At 53.0% G+C, this 16,438-nt stretch carries 16 protein-coding genes; 8 read left to right on the plus strand and 8 right to left on the minus strand.

The window, feature by feature from the left end:
• Window positions 1-12: 12 nt before the first annotated feature.
• From arsC to ACXAGQ_RS03895, 3 genes are read left to right on the plus strand one after another with little or no spacing between them, the layout of a single operon-like run.
• Entirely contained in the window at window positions 13-363 is a 351-nt protein-coding gene (gene arsC / locus ACXAGQ_RS03885) for an arsenate reductase (glutaredoxin) (protein WP_475251950.1), read from the plus strand.
• A 15-nt stretch (window positions 364-378) separates the two neighbouring features.
• Window positions 379-960, plus strand: a complete 582-nt coding sequence (gene wrbA / locus ACXAGQ_RS03890; protein ID WP_475251952.1) for an NAD(P)H:quinone oxidoreductase — start codon at window positions 379-381, stop codon at window positions 958-960.
• Between the two features lie 4 nt (window positions 961-964).
• Window positions 965-1,390: a DUF2069 domain-containing protein gene (locus tag ACXAGQ_RS03895; protein ID WP_475251954.1), complete on the plus strand. Its 426-nt coding sequence runs from the start codon at window positions 965-967 to the stop codon at window positions 1,388-1,390.
• 71 nt (window positions 1,391-1,461) lie between these two features.
• Here ACXAGQ_RS03895 and ACXAGQ_RS03900 read toward each other — a convergent pair whose 3' ends face one another.
• Window positions 1,462-2,688: a DUF2066 domain-containing protein gene (locus ACXAGQ_RS03900; protein ID WP_475251956.1), complete on the minus strand. Its 1,227-nt coding sequence runs from the start codon at window positions 2,686-2,688 to the stop codon at window positions 1,462-1,464.
• Window positions 2,689-2,981: 293 nt separating this feature from the next.
• On the opposite strand from ACXAGQ_RS03900, the gene ACXAGQ_RS03905 reads away from it, so the two are divergent.
• The gene (locus tag ACXAGQ_RS03905) at window positions 2,982-4,235 is read left to right on the plus strand and encodes a uracil-xanthine permease family protein (RefSeq protein WP_475251958.1); all 1,254 of its coding nucleotides are present in this window, start codon (window positions 2,982-2,984) and stop codon (window positions 4,233-4,235) included.
• A gap of 120 nt (window positions 4,236-4,355) precedes the next feature.
• Here the strand turns inward: ACXAGQ_RS03905 and upp are convergent, their stop codons facing one another.
• Entirely contained in the window at window positions 4,356-4,982 is a 627-nt protein-coding gene (upp, locus tag ACXAGQ_RS03910; RefSeq protein ID WP_044622620.1) for a uracil phosphoribosyltransferase, read from the minus strand.
• Window positions 4,983-5,176: 194 nt separating this feature from the next.
• On the opposite strand from upp, the gene purM reads away from it, so the two are divergent.
• Both purM and purN read left to right on the plus strand, forming a co-directional pair.
• Complete coding sequence (gene purM, locus ACXAGQ_RS03915; RefSeq protein ID WP_475251960.1) at window positions 5,177-6,217, plus strand: phosphoribosylformylglycinamidine cyclo-ligase; 1,041 nt, start codon at window positions 5,177-5,179, stop codon at window positions 6,215-6,217.
• A 3-nt stretch (window positions 6,218-6,220) separates the two neighbouring features.
• Window positions 6,221-6,865, plus strand: a complete 645-nt coding sequence (gene purN / locus ACXAGQ_RS03920) for a phosphoribosylglycinamide formyltransferase (RefSeq protein WP_475251962.1) — start codon at window positions 6,221-6,223, stop codon at window positions 6,863-6,865.
• 104 nt (window positions 6,866-6,969) lie between these two features.
• Here the strand turns inward: purN and ACXAGQ_RS03925 are convergent, their stop codons facing one another.
• The 3 genes from ACXAGQ_RS03925 to dauA are packed head-to-tail and all read right to left on the minus strand — an operon-like array spanning window position 6,970 to window position 10,123.
• Window positions 6,970-7,749 carry a class II glutamine amidotransferase gene (locus ACXAGQ_RS03925; protein ID WP_475251964.1) on the minus strand — a complete coding sequence of 260 codons (780 nt, stop codon included), beginning with the start codon at window positions 7,747-7,749 and terminating at the stop codon, window positions 6,970-6,972.
• Window positions 7,750-7,794: 45 nt separating this feature from the next.
• Complete coding sequence (lpcA, locus tag ACXAGQ_RS03930; protein ID WP_475251966.1) at window positions 7,795-8,373, minus strand: D-sedoheptulose 7-phosphate isomerase; 579 nt, start codon at window positions 8,371-8,373, stop codon at window positions 7,795-7,797.
• Window positions 8,374-8,404: 31 nt separating this feature from the next.
• The gene (dauA, locus tag ACXAGQ_RS03935; protein ID WP_475251968.1) at window positions 8,405-10,123 is read right to left on the minus strand and encodes a C4-dicarboxylic acid transporter DauA; all 1,719 of its coding nucleotides are present in this window, start codon (window positions 10,121-10,123) and stop codon (window positions 8,405-8,407) included.
• Window positions 10,124-10,601: 478 nt separating this feature from the next.
• Between dauA and fadE the strand changes: the two genes are divergently transcribed.
• A complete protein-coding gene (gene fadE, locus ACXAGQ_RS03940; RefSeq protein WP_475251970.1) occupies window positions 10,602-13,052 on the plus strand; it encodes an acyl-CoA dehydrogenase FadE in 2,451 nt (816 codons plus the stop codon).
• An 84-nt stretch (window positions 13,053-13,136) separates the two neighbouring features.
• Here fadE and ACXAGQ_RS03945 read toward each other — a convergent pair whose 3' ends face one another.
• Together ACXAGQ_RS03945 and dnaQ are read right to left on the minus strand one after the other, a co-directional pair.
• Window positions 13,137-14,393, minus strand: coding sequence for a TIGR03503 family protein (locus tag ACXAGQ_RS03945; protein ID WP_475251972.1), 1,257 nt, complete (start codon window positions 14,391-14,393; stop codon window positions 13,137-13,139).
• A gap of 4 nt (window positions 14,394-14,397) precedes the next feature.
• Window positions 14,398-15,126 (minus strand): DNA polymerase III subunit epsilon, encoded by a 729-nt coding sequence (gene dnaQ / locus ACXAGQ_RS03950; protein ID WP_475251974.1) that lies wholly within the window; start codon window positions 15,124-15,126, stop codon window positions 14,398-14,400.
• A gap of 51 nt (window positions 15,127-15,177) precedes the next feature.
• Between dnaQ and rnhA the strand changes: the two genes are divergently transcribed.
• Complete coding sequence (gene rnhA / locus ACXAGQ_RS03955) at window positions 15,178-15,642, plus strand: ribonuclease HI (RefSeq protein ID WP_475251976.1); 465 nt, start codon at window positions 15,178-15,180, stop codon at window positions 15,640-15,642.
• A gap of 12 nt (window positions 15,643-15,654) precedes the next feature.
• On the opposite strand, the gene ACXAGQ_RS03960 is transcribed toward rnhA, so the two are convergent.
• A complete protein-coding gene (locus ACXAGQ_RS03960; protein ID WP_475251978.1) occupies window positions 15,655-16,398 on the minus strand; it encodes a methyltransferase domain-containing protein in 744 nt (247 codons plus the stop codon).
• Between the last annotated feature and the right edge of the window lie 40 nt (window positions 16,399-16,438).

The raw sequence follows: 16,438 nt of genomic DNA on the forward strand, positions 1-16,438 counted from the left end.
GAAGGAAGTACCATGTCAGTCACCATTTACCACAACCCTCGTTGCTCAAAAAGCCGCCAGACCCTTGCCCTGCTGGAAGAGAAAGGGATCAGCCCTAACGTCGTCAAGTACCTTGACGACACCCCGTCAGCCGAGCAGATCCAAACCCTACTGGGCCAACTAGGCTACGCTTCTGCCCGTGACATGATGCGTACCAAAGAAGCCCTGTACAAAGAGCTGGAGCTTGGCGGTGCCGAAGTTACCGAACAACAGCTGATCGATGCCATGGCTGCCAACCCGAAACTGATCGAGCGCCCTATCGTCGTCAATGGTGAGCGTGCCGCCATGGGCCGCCCACCAGAGCAGGTTCTGGACATTCTATAACCCGGCAGGCGACTTATGCATAGCATCCTTGTTCTCTATTACAGCCGCCACGGCTCGACCCGACAGCTTGCCCGCCACATTGCCCGCGGCATCGAGCAAGTTTCCGGCTGCGAGGCGGTATTGCGTACCGTTGCCGAACTCGGCACCGACGGCCAGCTAGAGCCGGACGTCTCCGGTGATCCGCTCGTCACCAAGGCAGACCTGCAGCAGTGTGCTGGGCTGGCGCTTGGCAGCCCGGTTCGGTTTGGCAATATGGCTGCGCCGCTCAAGCACTTTATCGACTCGACCAGTGCCGAATGGCTAAGCGGCACCCTGATAGGCAAGCCCGCTTGCGTGTTCACCGCCTCTTCGTCCATGCACGGGGGCCAGGAGACCACCCTACAATCAATGATGCTGCCGCTGCTGCACCACGGTATGCTGATAGTCGGCCTGCCCTATTCGGAGCCCGCACTGCATACGACCAGTTCAGGAGGAACCCCGTATGGCCCTTCGCACCTCAACCACGAGCAATCCCGCCAGCTGAGCACTGAAGAGTGCGAACTGGCACAGGCTTGTGGCAAACGGCTGGCTGAAATCGCCTGCAAACTACAAGGATAGTGCCATGACCGTCATGCAGAAAAAAACACGTATGCTGCGCTACAGCGCTGTGTCCGCCAACCTTGGACTATTGGTTTGGGTTGCCCTTTGGCAGGCTAGCCTGTCACCGCACCCGCACCTCAATAACATGGTGATGGCCGCGGTTTGGATTGCCCCGCTTCTCCTTCCGCTCAAGGGGATCCTGGCCGGCAAACCCTATACCCATGCCTGGGCCAACTTCATCCTGATGTTTTACTTCCTCCATGCCCTGACAATCCTCTGGGTCGATGGCGGTGAGCGTTGGCTGGCACTGATCGAGCTGGCACTGACAACAGGCGCCTTTATGGCCAATATCCTGTTTGCCCGCCACCGTGGCAGGGAGCTGGGGCTCAAGCTGAAAAAACTCTCCCAGGTCGAGAAGGAAGAAAAGGCGCGCCATGAAAGCCAGTAGCCTTTTCTAAAGGTTAACAGCCCAAACAAAAATGGTGGCCTCGGCCACCGTTTTTTTCATTATATGTCGACTTACAACGCAACCGCGCTGGACCCCGTCGCAGACCAACTAAACACAGCCGCCTGCTTGGCAGGCTTGGTCTCGACATCGCTGCCAAGCTGCTCGGTCCCCGACACATCAACATCAGCCGGGCTGCTGGCTTCTGCTTCTGGGCTAGCAGGCTGGGAAGCATCCGTCGCACGGATCATGCCTTCCTGCTGAGGGGCTGATTCTAGCCTCTCACCCAGTGGCGCTGTCACGGCTGACAGGCGGCTATCCTGGCTCAGCTCGCGCTGGAACACGTCCTCGGTACTCAGCAGCTGAACCGTAAATTCCACGCGGTCGCCCTGAATGCGGTAGGCATTCACCGCTGCCACCGAGGTCAGGTTGGTAATCAGGCGCTCGAGGGTAAAGAAGTCTTTCGATGACTGGATATTTTCAACCACTACCGCCAGTTGGCCGCTGGTATCACCACCAAGTGGCACCGCATATTTCGCCCCTAGGGTATCTGCCATGCTATCGACCATCTGGGTTACAGAAGTGGCGATCTCACCGCTGTTGCGGCCTTCTGATGGTGCAACCTGGTTGCGGGCAAGCTGATCAATGCTGCCACTGTATAACTGCCAATTCAGGGCAACTTGTTCGCCATCTTGTTTGCGGGCGCGGACCACAAGTACAGCCTGGGGCTGGTAGCGCTGGCTGGCTGTCGCGATAGGCTGGGCAAAACCACCCCAGATATCCGGGGTACTGATAGCTGTGACATCTTCAAAATCACCAATTGGCATCATCACCGGCACACCTCGGCGTTCGCCTTCGGCCTGGATAAGCTTTGCCAAATCGTTATTGGACTGATCCCAGATGATATTGCGGCTGCGGTTGGCATCTTCCACCAGCCACACCAGCACACTCGGGCGCTGCTCACTCCAGAAAGTCGAATTCGCCTGGGTCAACAGGGTACGGATACGGCTGCGGTCAAACGTCAGCAGCAGGGTACGCTGGCCATCCCGGTTGGCATAACTAAACTGGCTGACGTATTGGTTACTGCTTCCCAGCGCCTTGGCAACGACTTCGTTTTCAACGATGTTGCTCTGTCCCGAGACCTTGATCAGTACCTGCTCCAGAGCCTGCTTCCTGGCTGCTTGCTCGGATTGGCGATCCGTATCAGGCAAGGCAACCTGCGCCTGATAGAGGTTGGTCACCGTGGCAGCCTTCAACGGCAGGGCCAGCAGCGCCAAGAAAAGTAATGCAATACGCAACATAAAGTACTCGTTATCACTAAAGTTAATGCCCGATCATAAATTGAACATATCTTGCGGGGCAACTGCTTCCAACACAAAAAAGTCATTCAATTGTATTTTTCTGTTCTCTACTTTTTATAAGTCTTTGCTATATGACAATAATCACCGTCAATGTTCTGTAAGATTTCATTATGTACATCACAAAATTATGCTGACGTCCCTTTTTGGCAAATTTTGCCGAATACCCATAGGTAAACGGTTGCCTCTATGCTAACATTCCGCGATTTTTTTTACAGACAGGGTGGAAAACAACCATGATGCAGATATTACAGGGTGCCCAAATGCTTTTCGTCGCATTTGGTGCATTGGTTCTGGTACCGCTTCTTACCGGACTGGATCCCAACGTTGCCCTCTTCGGTGCCGGTATCGGTACTCTCCTCTTCCAAGTCATCACCAAACGTTCCGTCCCTATCTTCCTCGCCTCCTCTTTTGCTTTTATTGCCCCTATTATGTATGGCGTCCAAACCTGGGGGATCCCTGCGACTATGGGTGGCCTGATGATGGCCGGTGTGATCTACGTGTGCATGGGTGCCATCATCAAAGTACGCGGTGTGGCGATTATTCATAAACTGCTGCCACCGGTCGTTGTTGGCCCGGTGATCATGGTGATCGGCCTTGGCCTGGCGCCAGCGGCAGTGAATATGGCGCTGGGTAAAACCGGCGACGGTGCGGTGCAGCTAGTCAATGGCGACGCCGCCATTTGGATTTCAGCCATATCGCTGTTGGTCACCATAGCTTTCAGTGTCTTTGCCAAGGGTTTTTTCAAGCTGATCCCGATTATGGCAGGTATCGTTACAGGTTACCTGGTCAGCCTGGGCTTCGGCGTTGTCGACTTCACCCCGGTCCAACAGGCGGCTTGGCTCGCACTGCCGAACTTCACTTTCCCTGAGTTCAATATCAATGCCGTGCTGTTCATGATCCCGGTGGCCATTGCCCCAGCGGTTGAGCACGTGGGCGATATGCTGGCGATTTCGAATGTGACCGGCAAGGACTACCTGAAAAAACCTGGCCTACACCGCACCATGGCTGGTGACGGAGTCGCAACCATGGCTGCATCTATGTTCGGCGCACCGCCAAACACCACCTATTCAGAGGTGACTGGTGCCGTGATGCTGACCAAAGCGTTCAACCCGGTGATCATGACCTATGCAGCCATCACTGCTCTGGTACTGGCATTTGTCGGCAAACTGGGGGCGATGCTGCAGACTATCCCTGTACCGGTGATGGGTGGCATTATGATCCTGCTGTTTGGCTCAATTGCTACGGTTGGCCTCAATACCTTGATCAAGAACCAAGTGGACTTGCACAAGGCACGTAACCTGGTGATTGTTGCGGTAACACTGGTGTTTGGTATCGGTGGTATGGCTTTCGGTATCGGTGAATTCAGCCTTCAGGGTGTGAGCCTATGCGGTATCGTCGCTATTTTGCTGAACCTCATCTTGCCGGATGACCTAGGTGAGAGCCACGTGGTTGATAACGCACAAATAGAAGAAGCGTCAGACAAATAATCTTTAAGGTTAGCCGGGGTTCATTTCCCCGGTTTTTCATCTTGGAACCTTGTCATCTTGGACAATAAAAAAAGCCGGATAACAATCCGGCTTTTTCACATTCAGGTGAAGCTTCAGTCGTTACTTAGTACCGAAGATCTTATCACCCGCATCACCTAGGCCTGGTACGATGTAGCCTTTGTCGTTCAGCTTCTCATCGATAGCCGCTGTGTATAGCTCGACATCTGGGTGTGCTTTCTCAAGTGCCGCAATACCTTCAGGTGCCGCAACCAATACCAATACCTTAAACTGCTTACAGCCTTGCTCTTTCAACAGGTCAAGAGTCGCAATCATAGAGCCACCTGTTGCCAGCATTGGGTCAACAACCAGCGCGATACGCTCATCGATGTTTGATGCCAGCTTATTGAAGTAAGGAACCGGCTCTAGGGTTTCTTCGTCACGGTAGATACCAACAACACTGATACGTGCGCTTGGCATGTGCTCAAGTACGCCGTCCATCATGCCAAGACCAGCACGAAGAATTGGCACAACTGTTACTTTTTTACCTTTGATCTGGTCAATTTCAACTGGACCGTTCCAGCCTTCAATGGTAACTTTTTCTGTTTCGAAGTCTGAAGTCGCTTCATAAGTCAGCAAGCTGCCTACTTCCGTTGCTAGCTCACGGAAACGCTTAGTGCTGATGTCACCTTCGCGCATAAGACCAATCTTATGTTTTACTAGTGGGTGTTTAACCTCAACGACTTTCATCTCTGACTCCTGGCAAATAAATTTCAAAAAATCGCACTATTATACACTAGACCATTTACGCTCTGGTAGGGGTGCAGCTGTTATTTGCTCAGGAAACACCCAGTGACAAATATTGACGCAAACGTTTTCCTTTCCGCCCTGACTGCTGTTATCATACCCCCGCTTTTTTACTTTAATACGTTGAGGAAACTCCTGTGAGCGGCAATAACTCTTCTCTTAGCTACAAAGATGCTGGTGTTGATATCGATGCAGGTAATGCATTAGTTGATCGTATTAAAGGGGTGGTAAAACGCACCCACCGTCCTGAAGTGATGGGCGGTATTGGCGGTTTCGGCGCATTGTGCAGCCTACCGACCAAGTACAAAGAGCCAGTTTTGGTATCTGGTACAGACGGTGTTGGAACAAAACTGCGCCTGGCTATGGATCTGAACAAGCACGACACTATCGGTATCGATCTGGTTGCTATGTGTGTCAACGATTTGATCGTACAAGGTGCCGAGCCACTGTTCTTCCTTGATTACTACGCAACAGGCAAGCTGGACGTAGACACGGCTGCTGACGTAGTTGCCGGTATCGGCGAAGGCTGTATCCAGTCTGGCTGTGCGCTAATCGGTGGTGAGACTGCAGAAATGCCGGGTATGTACCACGGCGAAGACTACGATGTAGCCGGTTTCTGTGTTGGTGTGGTTGAGAAAGCTGACATCATTGATGGCAGCAAGGTAGCCGAAGGCGACGCACTTATCGCTGTTGCATCAAGCGGCCCGCACTCGAACGGCTTCTCGCTGATCCGCAAAATCCTTGAGGTATCAAATGCCGACCTTAACCAGGAACTAGAAGGCAAAGCCCTGTCTGAGCACCTGCTAGAGCCAACTAAAATCTACGTTAAGTCGACCCTGAAGATGATGGAAAGCTGTGATGTCCACGCGATTTCCCACATCACTGGCGGCGGCTTCTGGGAAAACATTCCACGCGTTCTGCCAGCTGGTAGCAAAGCGGTGGTTGATGGCAACAGCTGGCAGTGGCCTGCTGTGTTCAACTGGCTACAAGAAGCCGGTAACGTTGATACCTACGAGATGTACCGTACCTTCAACTGTGGTGTTGGCCTGGTGATTGCCCTGCCGAAAGCACAGGCAGAGCAAGCGATCAACATCCTCAATGCCGAAGGCGAGCAGGCTTGGCTACTTGGCCACATTGCCAACGCCAACGAAGGCGAAGAGCAGGTGGAGATCCTGTAAGCGATGAAGAATATCGTTGTTCTTATTTCAGGCAACGGCTCTAACCTTCAAGCGATGATTGATGCCTGCGAGTCAGGCATCATCAAGGACGCCCGCATCAGTGCGGTACTGTCCAACAAGGCTGACGCTTACGGATTAGAGCGTGCCCGCCAAGCTGGCATTGATGCCCTGCACCTTTGTGCGGCAGACTATGCTGACCGCGCAGCATTCGACCAGGCCATGGCCGAGCGTATTGACAGCTACCAACCGGATCTGGTGATCCTGGCTGGCTTCATGCGCATCCTCAGCGGTGACTTTGTCCGCCACTACCAAGGGCGGATGCTCAATGTCCACCCGTCCCTGCTGCCGAAGTACACCGGGCTCAATACCCACCAGCGGGCTATCGACGCCGGTGACGACGAGCATGGCACCAGTGTCCATTTCGTCACTGAAGAGCTTGACGGCGGCCCGGTGATCCTCCAGGCCAAGGTACCTATCTTTGCCGATGACATCGCCGATGAAGTCATGGCCCGCGTGCAGGAGCAAGAGCACCGAATCTACCCGATGGTTGCCAATTGGTGCCTGCAAGGCCGTGTTGTGATGACCGGCGGAAAAGCGGTACTTGATGGTTCGCCATTACCCCTGTCCGGCTATGCGACCGACGAGTAATTTACTTTACTAGGCTTGCTTACAGGCATAAAAAAACGCGACATAACGTCGCGTTTTTTATTTGTCTATTTCGATGCAACACCTTAGATGCTACATCATAGATATTACACAGTCCGATTGAAGACCTGCTCGCCGAAATGGAAAACATTGAACTCCCCGACTTCCATCTTGTGCCAGCTTTCGTCATTGGTCAGCGGCTGGGTGGCAATAACCGTCACGACATCGTTCGGTGTCGTTTCTTCATGGAAATCAATCGTCACATCTTCATCAATCAAAGACGCCTTGCCAAACGGTGCCCGACGGGTGATCCAATGGAGGTTATTAGTACAGTAGGTTAGTACGTACTCACCATTGCTAAGCAGCATGTTGTAGACACCCAGCTCACGAAGCGTGTCACAACTTTCCGCCAGCAAGCGATATACCGCCTCCCAGTCATCCGGTGTATCCGGGAACCTGTCATCCAGCTGCTTGAGCAGCCAGCAAAAAGCGATCTCGCTGTCGGTATCACCCACCGCCTTGAACCGCCCGGTATCGAGCTCATCGTAGCCCGTCAGCTGGCCATTGTGGGCAAAGGTCCAGTATTGCCCCCACAGCTCACGGGTAAACGGATGGGTGTTTTCCAAGCTCACCCCACCACGGTTTGCCTGCCTGATATGGCTGACCACCGCACAGCTCTTGATCGGGTATTCCTGTACCAACTCTGCAATACGTGATTTACAGCTCGGGTTCGGATCCTTGAAGGTCCTAAACCCTTTGCCTTCGTAAAAGGTGATCCCCCAGCCGTCACGGTGCGGGCCAGTATTACCGCCGCGTTGCATCAAGCCAGTGAAACTAAAGCATATATCTGTTGGCACATTGGCGCTCATGCCAAGTAATTCACACATAGTCCTTTATGCCCTTCCTCTGTTGCACCAGTCATCGAGACTGGATTATTCCGCCATTTCTTTTTCGATAAGCATAATCAAGATATGGATGATCTTGATATGTACTTCCTGGATACGGTCCGCATAGCCGAAATGCGGCACGCGAATTTCCACATCGGCCAAGCCTGCCATCTTGCCGCCGTCTTTACCAGTTAAGGCGATCACTTTCATCCCCTTGGCCTTGGCGGCATCGATAGCTTTCAGGATATTACCGGAATTCCCCGATGTCGATAGGCCGAACAGGACATCTCCCTTCGCACCGACCGCTTCTAGATAGCGGGAAAATACCGACTCGTAGCCGAAGTCATTGCTCACACATGACAAGTGGCTCGGATCAGAAATCGCGATCCCAGGGTAACCCGGACGGTTTTCGCGGTAACGTCCTGTTAGCTCTTCAGCAAAATGCATCGCATCACAGTGAGATCCACCGTTACCACAAGACAACACCTTGCCACCTTGCTTAAACGACTCGGCCAGAAGTTTGGCAGCTGCTTCGATATCAGCAATATTCTTGTCATCGCTTAAAAAGCGGTTGAGGACTTCTGCCGCTTCCGTCAACTCGGCGTGGATGGTGTCTTGATACATAGGACCTTCTCTGTCTTATCAAAAATTATTATCAACTAGCAGTGTACAAAGAAACGCTTGGAAGTGTCGACTCCTTAGATTGAACATTGTGAGTCTTTATCGCCAAATGTTCACGTAATGACTCGGCAGAGCCACAACAAGCGACGTTATCCACTGTCAGAAGGCCGGCTGCTGCCAGCTTTTTCTCGATATGCGCAGCTACCCCAAGCAGGTAAACCGGGTAGTCACGGATCCGATCAATGGCGTTTTCCAGTGCATTAATTGCGGTAATATCAATGGTGGTGACATCAGTGAAATCCAATACCACGGCCTGGGTCTCCGGTGCCGTGTAGTCAATCACCGACAAGGCTTTTTCGCTGGCGGCAAAAAACAGTGGGCCATTGATGTCATAAACCACCACATCGTCACCGAAATTCTGGTGTGGGTGTCCGCCTGTCACTTTGTCGACCGTGGTCAGTGAAGCAATGCGCTGGATAAACAAAACCCCAGCCAGAAGCAGCCCAACGACAACGGCCACCACCATGTCGAATACAACGGTCAAGGTAAAGCAGGTCAGCAATACAGCCACATCCCTGCGCGGCGCTACTTTCAGGGTGTGCACAAAGTGCGGCGCCTCGGACATATTCCACGCCACCATGATCAGCAGGCCTGCCAGCGCACTCATAGGGACATAAGAGAGCATCGGAGCCAAAGCGATCATCGCAGCCAGCACAAACAAGGCATGGACTATGGCAGAAAGTGGCGAGAATGCACCAGCCCTAATGTTAGTTGCGGTACGTGCAATAGCGGCAGTTGCCGGGATCCCGCCAAAGAACGGGACGACAATATTAGCAAGGCCTTGGCCGACCAACTCGGCATTGGGGTTGTGCTTAGTCCCGGTCATGCCATCAGCCACCACCGCACACAGCAAGGATTCGATACAACCGAGCATGGCTATGGTAAATGCCGCTGGCAGCAGCTCAATCACCAGCTCCCATGAAAAATGGCCACCCTGCCATGGCATCACCAGCTGTGGTAACACCTGCGGGATCCCCTGACCAACCAAGTCACCAATTTGATAGTGGAATTTCTCGCCTAGCAGGCCAACATGGCTTCCACCCATTTGGTTGACAAACAAGGCCACTAGCGTACCCGCCAACAGGGCAACAACGTGGGCCGGTATTTTAGTTTTCAGCTTGGCCCACAGAATAAAGACAGCAATGGTCACCAAGCCCACCAGCGCGTCAGCCAGGTTCAGCGTCGGCATCGCACTGGCATAAGCCACTACTTTTTCCGGGAAATGGATAGGGTTGGTTGCCACGCTGAGGCCAAGCAAATCTTTTAGCTGCAGGAAGGCAATCGTCAAGCCGATACCTGCGGTGAAGCCCGTTGTCACTGGATACGGAACATAAGCCACCAGCTGGCCGAGACGCAAGACGCCCATGAGCAGCAAAATCACCCCGGACATCATGGTCGCCAGCATCAAGCCAGAAAGCCCGTATTGCTGGGTGATAGGCAACAGGATCACCACAAACGCCGCTGTCGGGCCGGTGATATTAAAACGGGAGCCACCTAGCAATGCAGCCAATAGGCCAGCCACTATAACGGTATACAAGCCATGTTGAGGTGGTACGCCAACCGCTATCGCCAATGCCATCCCCAAAGGAATTGCCACCACACCGACGGTGACACCAGAAACTATATCGGACCGCAATGACGAAAGGGAGAAACCTTCACGCCAAGCCTGTCTAAACGCATCAAATAACAACACGGAAAACCCCTTCCAAACGGAAACGACAAAAGCCCACGCGGCTTGTTACCGTTTGGTTAAATAGAAAAGAAATGTAGCTGTCATCCCGAGAGAGGGATCCGGCGGGCAACTGTCAGTCGGAGTTCGGGAAAGGCAACAATGAGAAAGGCCACTTTGCGTCGCCTCGTTCACTCCCTGAAAATTCACGAAAATGCGGCTTCGATGCCGTGATCCTAGTAATACGTGAACTATGTCACGGGATCTTAATTGTATGAGGAATTAACGCAAGTACTTTTTTCCTTCCCGCTGATCTCGATCAAACCCTTATTTTACAAGCAGTGACAAGACATCTTTACGTAACTGCACACTTTCAGAACGGAAAATTATTTTACATTTCATTAAAAACAACATTACACTTATCACAAGTGGTTAGACCTCTTACCTTGCATAAAATGTACCCAAAATATAATAAAGCAACGCCCAAATAAGGAGATTGAAAATGGTTACACTCGTGTACCTACTGGGGCTGATTGGTATAACCGGTGTGCTGGCTTACCACCGGGCAAACCTGCGCACCTTCACCCTGGCTATTGCTGCGGCACTGGCTGCGGGCACCTTACTTGATGTTACCGGTCAGTTCAGCTGGCTGGCTTTCCTTGCTATTGCGATACCGCTAAACATTACTTCCCTACGCCGCTCGCTACTGAGCCGCCGTGCGCTCGAGGCATTCAAGAAAGTCATGCCTGAAATGTCACGCACCGAAAAAGAAGCGATCGATGCCGGTACGGTATGGTGGGAAGCGGACTTGTTCCGTGGCGCGCCAGACTGGAACAAGCTGCACGATATCCCAGCCCCGCGCCTGAGCCCTGAGGAAAAAGCCTTCCTTGACGGCCCGGTCAACGAAGTGTGCCGTATGGTCAATGACTTCCAGGTAACCCATGAACTGGCTGACCTGCCACCGGAAGTCTGGCAGTACCTGAAAGACCACAAGTTCTTCGCGATGATCATCAAAAAAGAATATGGTGGTCTCGAGTTTTCAGCCTATGCCCAATCACTGGTGCTGCAAAAGCTGACCGGTGTTTCTGCCGTATTATCCTCAACGGTCGGTGTCCCCAACTCATTGGGCCCGGGCGAGTTACTGCAGCACTACGGCACCAAAGATCAAAAAGACCATTACCTACCTCGCCTTGCCGAAGGTAAAGAAATCCCTTGTTTTGCCCTGACCAGCCCTGAAGCGGGTTCTGATGCCGGCTCGATCCCTGATTTTGGTATCGTCAAGAAAGGGACCTGGCAAGGAAAAGAAGTGCTAGGTATGGAGCTGACCTGGAACAAGCGCTATATCACCCTCGCGCCAGTTGCTACTGTCTTGGGTCTAGCGTTCAAATTGTTCGACCCGGACCATCTCCTTGGTGACGAGGAAGAGCTAGGGATCACCTGTGCCCTGATCCCAACCGATATTGATGGCGTCGATATTGGCCGCCGCCACTTCCCGCTCAACATCCCGTTCCAGAATGGCCCGACCCAAGGCGACAAGGTCTTTGTCCCTATCGAGTTCATCATTGGTGGCCAGGAAATGGCAGGCCAAGGCTGGCGTATGCTGGTTGAATGTTTATCCGTCGGCCGGGGTATCACCCTGCCTTCCAACTCAACCGGCGGTTTGAAAACCGCTGCGATGGCAACCGGTGCCTACGCCCGTATCCGCCGCCAGTTCAAACTGCCTATCGGCAAGATGGAAGGTATCGAAGAGCCATTGGCCCGAATTACCGGTAATGCCTATGTCATGGATGCCGCCAGTAACCTAACGGTTGCCGGTATCGACCTTGGCGAAAAGCCATCGGTGATTTCGGCGATTGTTAAATACCACTGTACCCACCGCGGCCAGCGCAGCGTAATCGATGCTATGGATATTGTTGGTGGTAAAGGGATCTGTATGGGGCCGAGTAACTTCTTGGCTCGGGGTTACCAAGGTGCGCCGATTGCGGTCACCGTAGAAGGGGCTAACATCCTAACCCGCTCAATGATCATCTTCGGTCAAGGTGCGATCCGCTGCCATCCATATGTCCTTAACGAGATCAACGCAGCCTACGACGAAGACGCTGAAAAAGCCCTGCAGGAATTTGATAAATCACTGTTCGGCCATGTCGGCTTTGTGATCAGCAATATGGTTCGCTCGTTCTGGTTCGGCCTCACGGACGGCCGCGGCTCCGCAGCACCGAGAAAAGACCCAACCACCCGCTACTACCAACAGCTCAACCGCTATAGCGCCAACTTGGCCTTACTGGCTGACATCTCAATGGCGGTACTGGGCGGCTCGCTCAAACGCAAAGAACGTTTGTCGGCCCGTCTAGGTGATGTCTTGAGCCAACTGTACTTGGCCTCGGCAACCCTCAAGCGCTATACCGATGAAGGCGCAAAAGCTGAAGATCTGCCACTGGTACACTGGGGGCTGCAAGATGCACTCTACCAGACCCAGGAAGCACTGGATGAGTTCCTGCGTAACTTCCCGAACCGCCCGGTTGCGGCACTTCTTCGCACTATGGTGTTCCCACTAGGTCTGGGCCGTGTTCGCCCATCAGATAAATTGGATCACAAAGTGGCAAGGATCATCCAGACCCCGAGTGAGACCCGAAGCAAAATTGGCCGCCACCAGTACCTCGAGGCAACCGCCAACAATGCAGTGGGTATGATCGAAGCAACGCTGAGCGATATCCTTGCTGCCGAGCCGGTCTACGACCGAGTCTGCAAGGCTGCCGGGAAGAAAATGCCGTTCATGCAACTCGACAAAGTGGCCGAGAAAGGGCTCGAGCTCAACGTCATCAACCCTGAGGAGGCCGAGCTGCTCTGCCGTGCCGAGGAAGGCCGACTGCGTACTATCAACGTCGATGACTTTGACCCGCAAGAGCTAGCAGCCAAACCTTACCAGCCGACACCCAAGGAAATAGCCGCTTAACCCGCACCATGCTAATAAAACAAAAAGGGAAGCCATGCCGGCTTCCCTTTTTATTTGCCTCATCCCGCGAGGTACGAATTAGGTTCAGGGGACACTGAGCTCAGCGCTTTCCATCGCTTTCTTCACTTTGCGCTTGCGCCATAACACGGCCCCCACAACCACCAGCACAATCACCAAGACATTGGCCAGGGCAATAATTTTCAACGCCTTGGAGCGGGCAGCCTGCCGCTCGGCTTCGAGCCTGGCAAATTCAGCCTGACGCTCTTTCGCTTCTTGCTGCTCGCGGAAGGCGTTGAGGTTGCGGTCTAACTGCAATTCAGCCTGAATCGCAAAATGGCTTTCTGGCAGTTGGAAAATCAGCTCGCGGCCACTGAAATTATCGGTAGCATAGAGCCACCCAGACCACGTATAGCGCCCAGGCAATTCACCATTTGGCAACCATACTGTTAGCCTCTCCTCATCAGGCAAAGCCGCTTGCTGGCTGATGGTGGTTTCACCTTCAAAACTGACCTGCTCAATATGGGCAGCGAGCGAGCCAGTTTTCATGGCACCTTCCTCGCCAGTGATCACCACTTGGTGAGCTTCTTCTTGGCCTCGGCCTTGGATAAAGCTGGCGTTAATAGGGGATGGGTAGACCAGCACTTCCTGCTCGACAGTACGAAGAAAAATACCATTGCTGGAGCTGACCTTGACCGTGTACTTCCCGGGCTGCAATTCGACAGGAAGCGCCACCGTAAACTCACCATCGCCAGCGACCTCGTCAAACCCCTGGCCATCATCGGCAAAGGTTCCCATAGGAATAGGCATTGGCAAGGCTTCTTTGGGGAGGTTATCGGGGTTCTCGATATATTCATAGAACACCACGGATAAACTGATGCGATCGAGAAAATCGCGCATCTGTAGCGGCTGGCCGTTTTGGGTCAACCGGGCGGTAAATTTGATGGTTTCCGACTGGTACAGCCTGGCAGGCAAATTATCGACATCCAGTTTCAAATCAGACAGTACGGTAATTTGGTTTTTCGGGCTCACCTTACCCACCGCCTGCCAGGGCCCGGGCATTGGATTTTCGATGGAAATGATATCCATCCCCGGCTCTTCGTACCATGACACATTGTCAGGATGGCGCCAGGCATAATATTTGTGGCCATCGGGGCGAACCAAAACCACAGAGTTACTCTTCTGGTCGCGCTTGACCATAAAAGAGACCTGCTGAACCGTCGGGTCAACCCGGAAGCGATTATCAAGCCAAGACATGACCGTACCGTCGTTAGCCCACGAAAGCAGAGGCCATAACAACAGCTGCGGCCATACCAGCAATAGCAACCATAATCGCTTCATCATACCCTTACTGACGCCACATCACGTCGCCCTTCTTGTCGATAATATCCAAACGCGCTTCATGCGCTTGTATTTCATCGGCAGAAGCCCGGATAACCTTTAGCGCTTTTCGACCAGATGCCAGGCGCCGGATTGCATTTTCTGCACCAGCATCACTTTCTTCACTGCCGCTGCTAAGGGCCAAGGATGTCTGGCCACCTGTCATCATCAGGTATACATCGGCTAGGATCTCGGCATCGAGCAAAGCGCCGTGGAGGGTACGGTGCGAGTTATCGATACCATATCGGGAACAGAGCACATCAAGGTTATTACGCTTGCCCGGGAACAGGCGCTTAGCCATTTCCAGGGTATCGGTCACCTTGCAAAAGTCTTCCGTCTTGCCTATTGACGGATCCAGCTTACCGAACTCGTAGTCCATAAAGCCGATATCGAAGGGCGCGTTGTGGGCGACCAGCTCGGCCCCCTGGATGAAGTCCAGAAACTCCTGGTGCACTTCGCCGTAGGTCGGCTTGTCCACCAAGAACTCGTCGGTAATACCGTGGACATCAATGGCCTCGGCATCGATTTCACGATCCGGCTTGATATAGACGTGGAACGTATTGCCCGTTAGCTTACGGTTGATGATTTCCACGGCACCGATCTCGACAATGCAGTGCCCTTCATAGTGAGGACCGGTCATATTCATACCGGTTGTCTCAGTATCGAATACGATTATGCGTTCATTAGTGGCTTTCATAGTAACGATTGTGTCAGACTAAATTTTTAACTAAGACGAATACTACCAAATATGACGAAGCAGGTAGAAATATTCACGGACGGTTCTTGCCTCGGCAACCCGGGGCCGGGTGGCTATGGTACCGTGTTACGCTATAAACAGCATGAAAAAGAACTCAGCGAAGGCTTTTTCATGACTACCAACAATCGTATGGAGCTTTTGGCTGCGATTGTCGGTTTGGCGAGCCTGAAAGAACCTTGTCACGTAGACCTCACCACCGATAGCCAGTACGTCCGCCAGGGGATCACCCAGTGGATCCACAATTGGAAAAAGCGCGGCTGGAAAACGGCCGATAAAAAACCGGTGAAAAACGCAGATCTTTGGCAGCGCCTCGATAACGAAACCCAACGCCACCAAGTCAGCTGGCACTGGGTCAAAGGCCATGCCGGCCATCCAGAGAACGAGCGCTGTGACGAATTGGCCCGTACCGCAGCCGAATCACCCGTCAAAGAGGATACTGGCTACCAGGCTAGCTAGCCCTGTCGAGCTTCAGCACTTTTGCTTGCGGGACACCTTAGTGCGGCAGTTCATCCCTAGCGGGGCTAACTGCCGTCTTAACTTCCACGTTGGCTTGATTGGCTTAAGGGGCACGGTGCGCTTCCTCGCCACAATCAGGTACATACTGCCGACCGACGAAAAACTGTCCGACACCATCCCTTCTACCCAGGCAGAACACGCTTGGTGGCGGGTTGCGGGCAGAATAGCGAAGTTCTCATGGAAGACCACTTCGTAGTTAAGCACGCCGAGCCAGTCTTTTACCCGCATCGGCATGAACATCCGGCCTTTCCATGGAAAGCGCTTGCGGTTCCAAGGCAACAGCCCCCGCATTCCCAAGGCGCTGACCGGGTTATTGCCGCTGATCAGAATATAGCCGTCATCAACAATCACCCGATCCACCTCGCGCAGCAGGCGGTGCGGATCGCTGCAATAATCTAATTGATGGGCAACCACACAGGCATCGAAGGCTTTCTCGACAAACGGCAAGGCAAAGGGATCAGCCACCACATTATGCAGAGGGTTGAACTTATCAATGCAAATCTGATGCTGGATGTTACAATGGCCACTGGCCAATTCGCAGCTTAGCCCACCCAGCTTAAGCATATGGTAGCCAAACAGTTTGGGCCACCATTCATCAAGCTGGGCCTGCAGTAGCTCTGCTGCCCATTCACCATTGACCACTTGTGACCAGGTGTGCGGTGGTTCGATATGTTTTAATATGCGGGCTGGCTTCATAGCAATTCCAAACTAAGTCGATGCTCAATAGCAAAAAAAG

It is taken from the genome of Photobacterium sp. ABD4_091, assembly GCF_056160145.1.

Bases quoted from the DNA above. Each gene is read 5' to 3' on its own strand.
- arsC (WP_475251950.1), top strand. From the start codon at position 13: ATGTCAGTCACCATTTACCACAACCCTCGTTGCTCAAAAAGCCGCCAG.
- wrbA (WP_475251952.1), top strand. From the start codon at position 379: ATGCATAGCATCCTTGTTCTCTATTACAGCCGCCACGGCTCGACCCGA.
- ACXAGQ_RS03895 (WP_475251954.1), top strand. From the start codon at position 965: ATGACCGTCATGCAGAAAAAAACACGTATGCTGCGCTACAGCGCTGTG.
- ACXAGQ_RS03900 (WP_475251956.1), bottom strand. From the start codon at position 2,688: ATGTTGCGTATTGCATTACTTTTCTTGGCGCTGCTGGCCCTGCCGTTG.
- ACXAGQ_RS03905 (WP_475251958.1), top strand. From the start codon at position 2,982: ATGATGCAGATATTACAGGGTGCCCAAATGCTTTTCGTCGCATTTGGT.
- upp (WP_044622620.1), bottom strand. From the start codon at position 4,982: ATGAAAGTCGTTGAGGTTAAACACCCACTAGTAAAACATAAGATTGGT.
- purN (WP_475251962.1), top strand. From the start codon at position 6,221: ATGAAGAATATCGTTGTTCTTATTTCAGGCAACGGCTCTAACCTTCAA.
- ACXAGQ_RS03925 (WP_475251964.1), bottom strand. From the start codon at position 7,749: ATGTGTGAATTACTTGGCATGAGCGCCAATGTGCCAACAGATATATGC.
- lpcA (WP_475251966.1), bottom strand. From the start codon at position 8,373: ATGTATCAAGACACCATCCACGCCGAGTTGACGGAAGCGGCAGAAGTC.
- fadE (WP_475251970.1), top strand. From the start codon at position 10,602: ATGGTTACACTCGTGTACCTACTGGGGCTGATTGGTATAACCGGTGTG.
- ACXAGQ_RS03945 (WP_475251972.1), bottom strand. From the start codon at position 14,393: ATGATGAAGCGATTATGGTTGCTATTGCTGGTATGGCCGCAGCTGTTG.
- dnaQ (WP_475251974.1), bottom strand. From the start codon at position 15,126: ATGAAAGCCACTAATGAACGCATAATCGTATTCGATACTGAGACAACC.
- rnhA (WP_475251976.1), top strand. From the start codon at position 15,178: ATGACGAAGCAGGTAGAAATATTCACGGACGGTTCTTGCCTCGGCAAC.
- ACXAGQ_RS03960 (WP_475251978.1), bottom strand. From the start codon at position 16,398: ATGAAGCCAGCCCGCATATTAAAACATATCGAACCACCGCACACCTGG.